Raw genomic sequence first — 5,681 nt, forward strand, 5'->3', positions numbered from 1 at the left:
WWYANCACTAGTTAACACCTAGCGTTTCCACAGACAATTTTAACATATTTTACTGGGGTATTTTGTTTGTATGCTTGTGAAATGTGTTAAAAATTGTCTTGTGGGAATAGTGCGGTGGTGCTGTTCTCTTTTTTTGTTAAAAAGAGAATTCAGAAAGGAAAAAGAAAATGAAAAAACTACTAAACATATTAACCATAACTACATTGACAGCAAGCATTCCCGCTCCGTTGCTAGCGAACATAGTACAAACTCGTGTCAAGCGCGATGTTAGTACTTTGACATCTAATTCAAACAACGATTATCTACCAATAAGAGAAATAAACTATATAAAAGATAAAGTTTCATCGCTAGCAATTGACAAAAATAATAACATTTACTTTGTCCATGATGGCGAAGTTTTTAAATTGTCTGTTGGGTCAGATACACCAACCAAAATAAGTGGTATTGATGAGTTTGTTTATTCGGTTGCTGTTGATAGTAGCAATAACATTTATTTTGGTAAAGGTAGTAGTATTTTTGTATTTAATCAATTTACAGGAAGATCAATCGCAATAAATGGAATTACTGGAAAAATAATTTCTCTTGCTGTTGATAGCAAAGGTAATCTTTATTTTGTTGTTTCAAATTTAGATAGTGTCCATTTGTTTTCGCGAGGACAATTATGAGCGACTCCCATTGACGGCATAAATGGTAAAGTCTTATCTGTTTCTGTTGATAACAACGACAATGTTTATTTTGGAAAAATAAGTGGTTTATATTTACTAAAAAAAGGTTCATCAGTGCCAACCCAAATTAATGATTTTCTTGGTAAAGATGTTTCATCGCTAGCAATTGACAAAAATAATAACATTTACTTTGCCCGTGATGGTGCGTATTTTATGCAAACTGCTTTGTCGTGGGTAAAACAACAAAGTAAATTTACTTTGGTGGATAGTACGAAAACGCAAACTTGAACTCGCCCCGACTTGCTTAGTGTGGATGGGGAGTTAAACATTGATATTGCCAATTCAAACATTGATAAAGTTTTATTTGATAATGTCCCACAAGGACAAACAAATAAGCAGTGAAAAATAAATGTTAAACCGGAAACGGCGCCACGCGACCATAATTTACAAGTAACTTTTACTTTGGATGGTAAACAATATAATAGTAAAATTATTGTCTCTATGCAGGCGAAAATAGACCCGCCACCAACACCAGTGCAACAAAATCTAAGTGATTTAATTAAAACGACTGATTTAGGAAATATCTTAGATAATAACGATGATACTATTTTTGCCGCGGTTAATCAGAAAAACGGTAATGTCATTGATGATTTTTCGCAAGTTGAAATAACTGACAAAACAGATACCGAAGCAACTTTAACTGCAAAAACAGACAGCAAAAGTTACAAAGGTTCAGTTGATGTTAAATACAATGTTGTGCTGGCAACGGTGGTTGATTTGAAAATTGATGTAACACCAACATCATCGACCGCAACGGTAATAAAAGATTATCTTGGTCAAATTGATACAAGCAATATCACAAACAGAGTTAACACATTCTACCATACAAATAGTGAAAGTGTTATCACAATGATAAAGCCAACCGAAAGCAGTGTCATAACTGGGGTTGTGTATGGTTGTGATGATAAATGAAATAAAACATCACAATCAAGTAACATTGACCCTACAAGTGGCATTAAACTTGATGGTTCACAGTTGGCAACAAAAAAGGGTAAATATGTTGTTGAACTGTCTGATAACATAGGTCATACCAACAATGTTTATTTACAAATAAACGAATATAAAAAAGATATAAAAGAATATTGGAATACTGATAATGGCAAACAATTTGAAATTTGAGCAAAAGCAAATGGACATGACAATATCCGTGGTTCTAGTGCTAGTCAACTAAATAAATTGTTTGCAGAGAGTAAAAACTGACAACAACTAGTAAATGATAGTCAATTTGCGAGTGCTGTTGCTGATTGGTTTAAAACCAATGCTAAATTGGCGTCAAAAGCACCGTTGACAAAAGAGCAAGTTATAGAGCAATTAAAGAAACAAATTCCAAACGACATCAAAATTCCTGATGTAAATACCAGCAATTATGATGTCAACAAAGTTTCGTTTGAATTAAACCAAAGTGAATTTAACCCAAATGACAAAGTAAACATTACTGTTAAATACAATAATGCGACTTCAGAACAATTTACCTTGCAAATAAAAAACACCAATACACCAGATAATAACAAGAAAACTGGTTTGGGTATTTGGACTATCTTTGGAATTGGTGTTGGTTCGCTGGCGGGTCTTGCTCTTCTTGGGTGGTTGTTTAAAAAATTTGTGGTTGACCCGTTTATTTTAAAACCAATCCGTGAGAAAAAAGAAAAAGCCTTTGTGGCAAAAACCGAAAAAGATATTGCTCAAATGAAAAAAGACGATGAAGAATGAGAAGCAAAACAAAAAGGAGATAAATAAAGATGAATTGAACAATTTTCTTCGTGGTGCTGATTCTTATTTGTCTTTTTTGCCCGGCCAATATGATGAGTATTGTGTTGCATAATTAAAACTGTTGTGCGAGTTATAAACTACTTTAATCAATGCAAAAAAGACAAAAGAGGTGATCAATTTGATGTTACTAGCGACAAGTGGATCAAGATAAAGCCAACATCATTTAAAAATGTCATAGCTATTTAAAATAAAAAATTGTTGTGTAGAAAAGATAGTTAGAGAACCACGCACTATTCCCAAAATTTCTGCTAAAAATTTTCTAACTATCTTTTCTACACAACAATATAAATAATTATACTTTTTAAAAATGTCATAGTAAATATTTATGCTATAATAAATACAACTAAATAAAAAGAAAGAAAAATGACTTGCACGTCATTCTTCTATACACCTATTAAGGGTTTAGGATACCACTTAACTAGGGTTAATATATAATTTACCTGAACCGCACAGTTGTGGTGGTTCTTGGTTAAATTATAACATTATTTAATTTTTGTGTATAGGTAGAATGATAAAAAAGTCATCTACCTATTTTTTTATTTAAATATTTCATTAGAAAGGAATTAAAATAATGACATATAAATTAAAAGATTGAATTGATATTTATAATAAAAATTTAAATATTGAAGTTTGAAGTTGTCAACATATTATTTTTAAAGGAAGAATAATAGATTTTAAAGATTATGAATTTTTTAAAGACTGTAAAATTAAAATTATTGAACAATCAGTAAATAGTGATTTTCATTATTTTTACATAAATATATCAAATTTAGTAAAACAATAATTTAGGAGATTTATATGAATTATTTAGTAGTAGTAAAAGATAAATTTAATAATGGAAAAAACAGTTAAACAAATAATTGAAAATGAAATAAAAGAACTTACTGATGATTTATTAAGTACTGATAGTGAAATTATTGCTACAAATTGAGATATGGTTAATAATGGCGAAATATTGCAAAAAATGTCAATGTCCAGTAAATCAAATTAAATCTGATTATTGTTTATTTTGGAAAAAAGGATGTGAAATAATGAATAAATTTATAGGAATTGGTAGAACCACCAAAGATATAGAAATTAAACAAACAAGTAATGGAAAAGAATATGCCATATTTCAATTGGCAATAACACGCCCATATTCAACACAAAAAGAAACTGATTTTATCCCTTGTCAAGTTTGAAATAAACAAGCAACTATTTTACAAAAATATTGTCAAAAAGGTTCCCAAATTGCAATTACGGGTATTTTACAATCTTATAAAAACAAAGAAGATAAAACACAGTGAATAGTACAAGTATCTAATTATGAATTTTTACATACAAATAATGATTTAAAAAAAGATATTTTACTATTTGAAAAAGCAAATGAAATCATTGCCGAAGCACAAGCAAATTATAGTTCAGAAGATATTAAAGAATTATTTAATGGTGATGATGCCATTTTATGAGATTAGAATTTAAACATTAACATTAATATTATTTACCCTAAAATCATCGTTTAAATCAAACAAAATAATAAATATGATGATTCATTTTGGAAAATATCAACGCTGATAAGGGGTTTAAATTCGCTCAAAACCGCAGAAAGGAGCATATATATTATGCAAAAAGTACAACAAATTGAACAACTCAATTATCACTTTGTTAAATTACCACACGGTGGTCAGTTTAAAGTTTTTAACCAGTTAGACAATCAAAAACACATGTGTAACTTTTTTGTCCATAAATCAGATATCTATAAACATACCGCTTTATCAAATAAGGTGCGAGTTGGAGATAACTTTATTAGTGTGGCCAAAAAAGATATCCATGTCACAAAAACAGACCCTAATTGGTTTAATGTTGGGGTGCGTGTTTTTGGAACAAATCATATTTATTATCCCGATGGAACACGCATTAAAGCAACAGGATATGACGCGATGATTAAAACCAATATGTATCAATTTCATCGTTTAAATACTTTACATCGTCAATTTGAAAAATGACAAGCAGTTGAGCCACGTCTTCGTAAGTTTAAAAACCGCAAAGAATTTTTGGCTGACGTTGATAAAAAATATCAAACTGAATTGCAAACAATGGCAAAAAGAAAAGCAGAATTTCAAGCTTCAATCAAAGCCAAACATTCTGCTGCACACGCCAATAATCAAAATAGAGAAAATAATTCTCTTGTTGATGATTATAACACCTTGTATGAAAAAAACAAGGGCGAGCCACCAAAATTATCTGAAGAAGAACTCAATCAGTTATTAGCGGAATTAGACAACTTAGTCTAACTCCCCTATCGAGTTCTTCAACTCCCCTACCAACAAAAGCAGAGAGCTTGCGTAAAACCAGAGTTGTAGCAAGACAACAAATAATCAAAACCAAGATATGGTCTTCATCATATCCTTTTTGCTGTTTGGCAAATCACCTATTTTTATTATCCATTTTCTTCCAATATAATTCCAAAACTATTCCTATACTATCCAAAAACAAAATAAAAATTAAAAATCTAGTTATTTTCAAATTTAATTGGAGTTTTATATCAAAATTAATAAATATATTACTTTTAATATATAATTATATTAAGTATTTAGTAAGTTTATATACTTATTAATAATCTTGCTTATACTGCGGAAAGACAAGCATTTTGGCACGCCAAGCACCCGAAACCCCGCACTCCCAACGATGTTGATAGCACGGGGTTTCGGCTTAATGTTTGTGTTCCGCAGTGGTGGGGTTTTTTTTGTTTTTTTTTTTTSAAATACAACCAATAAAAACCCACCTAGTTCCTTTTTTTCTTTTTGCCCATGCCCTTAAAAGAAAAAACCCCGCCCTGCCAGTATAAAAGGGGTGGTTAGTAAGGAGCTGATACACTATAGGTGAACAAGAAAAAATATTAATTATAATTAATCGATGAGGTTACTTAAACACAGAACAAATTAGCTTGTTACTGAATAAAAAAGAAAATATTACATATAAATTTGTTATGAAATTAGTTAGTAATAAGTTTTTGAATGTGGACATGCTACCGAAGAAAAACTATTATACTTTAACGAGTAAAGCACAAAGTCATTTAGGGCGAGAACATAAAAAAAGTATTAAAGTAAATTATTATGAATTACAACACCAAGACATGCTCATCAAATGACTTTGTAGTCAAACCGACATCACACACTATCAAACCGAGCGGGAGCTCAAAASRMA

Annotated in this window: 6 protein-coding genes; all 6 read left to right on the top strand. The window is 30.4% G+C overall.

Annotated features, from left to right (window positions below):
- The first annotated feature begins 167 nt into the window (after positions 1 to 167).
- The gene (locus EHV01_RS02815) at positions 168 to 2,462 is read left to right on the top strand and encodes an adhesin (protein WP_422066108.1); all 2,295 of its coding nucleotides are present in this window, start codon (positions 168 to 170) and stop codon (positions 2,460 to 2,462) included.
- 604 nt (positions 2,463 to 3,066) lie between these two features.
- Entirely contained in the window at positions 3,067 to 3,279 is a 213-nt protein-coding gene (locus EHV01_RS02820; RefSeq protein WP_422066109.1) for a hypothetical protein, read from the top strand.
- A gap of 51 nt (positions 3,280 to 3,330) precedes the next feature.
- A complete protein-coding gene (locus EHV01_RS02825; RefSeq protein WP_422066110.1) occupies positions 3,331 to 3,486 on the top strand; it encodes a hypothetical protein in 156 nt (51 codons plus the stop codon).
- Between the two features lie 40 nt (positions 3,487 to 3,526).
- Positions 3,527 to 3,949 carry a single-stranded DNA-binding protein gene (locus tag EHV01_RS02830; RefSeq protein ID WP_422066111.1) on the top strand — a complete coding sequence of 141 codons (423 nt, stop codon included), beginning with the start codon at positions 3,527 to 3,529 and terminating at the stop codon, positions 3,947 to 3,949.
- A 147-nt stretch (positions 3,950 to 4,096) separates the two neighbouring features.
- A complete protein-coding gene (locus tag EHV01_RS02835) occupies positions 4,097 to 4,768 on the top strand; it encodes a hypothetical protein (protein ID WP_422066112.1) in 672 nt (223 codons plus the stop codon).
- Between the two features lie 725 nt (positions 4,769 to 5,493).
- The coding region (locus tag EHV01_RS02840) for a hypothetical protein (protein ID WP_422066113.1) at positions 5,494 to 5,681 on the top strand (188 nt) is incomplete at its 3' end.

The sequence above is a fragment of the Spiroplasma sp. hy2 genome (assembly GCF_044714365.1).
Classification (GTDB): domain Bacteria; phylum Bacillota_I; class Bacilli_A; order Mycoplasmatales; family Mycoplasmataceae; genus Spiroplasma; species Spiroplasma phoeniceum.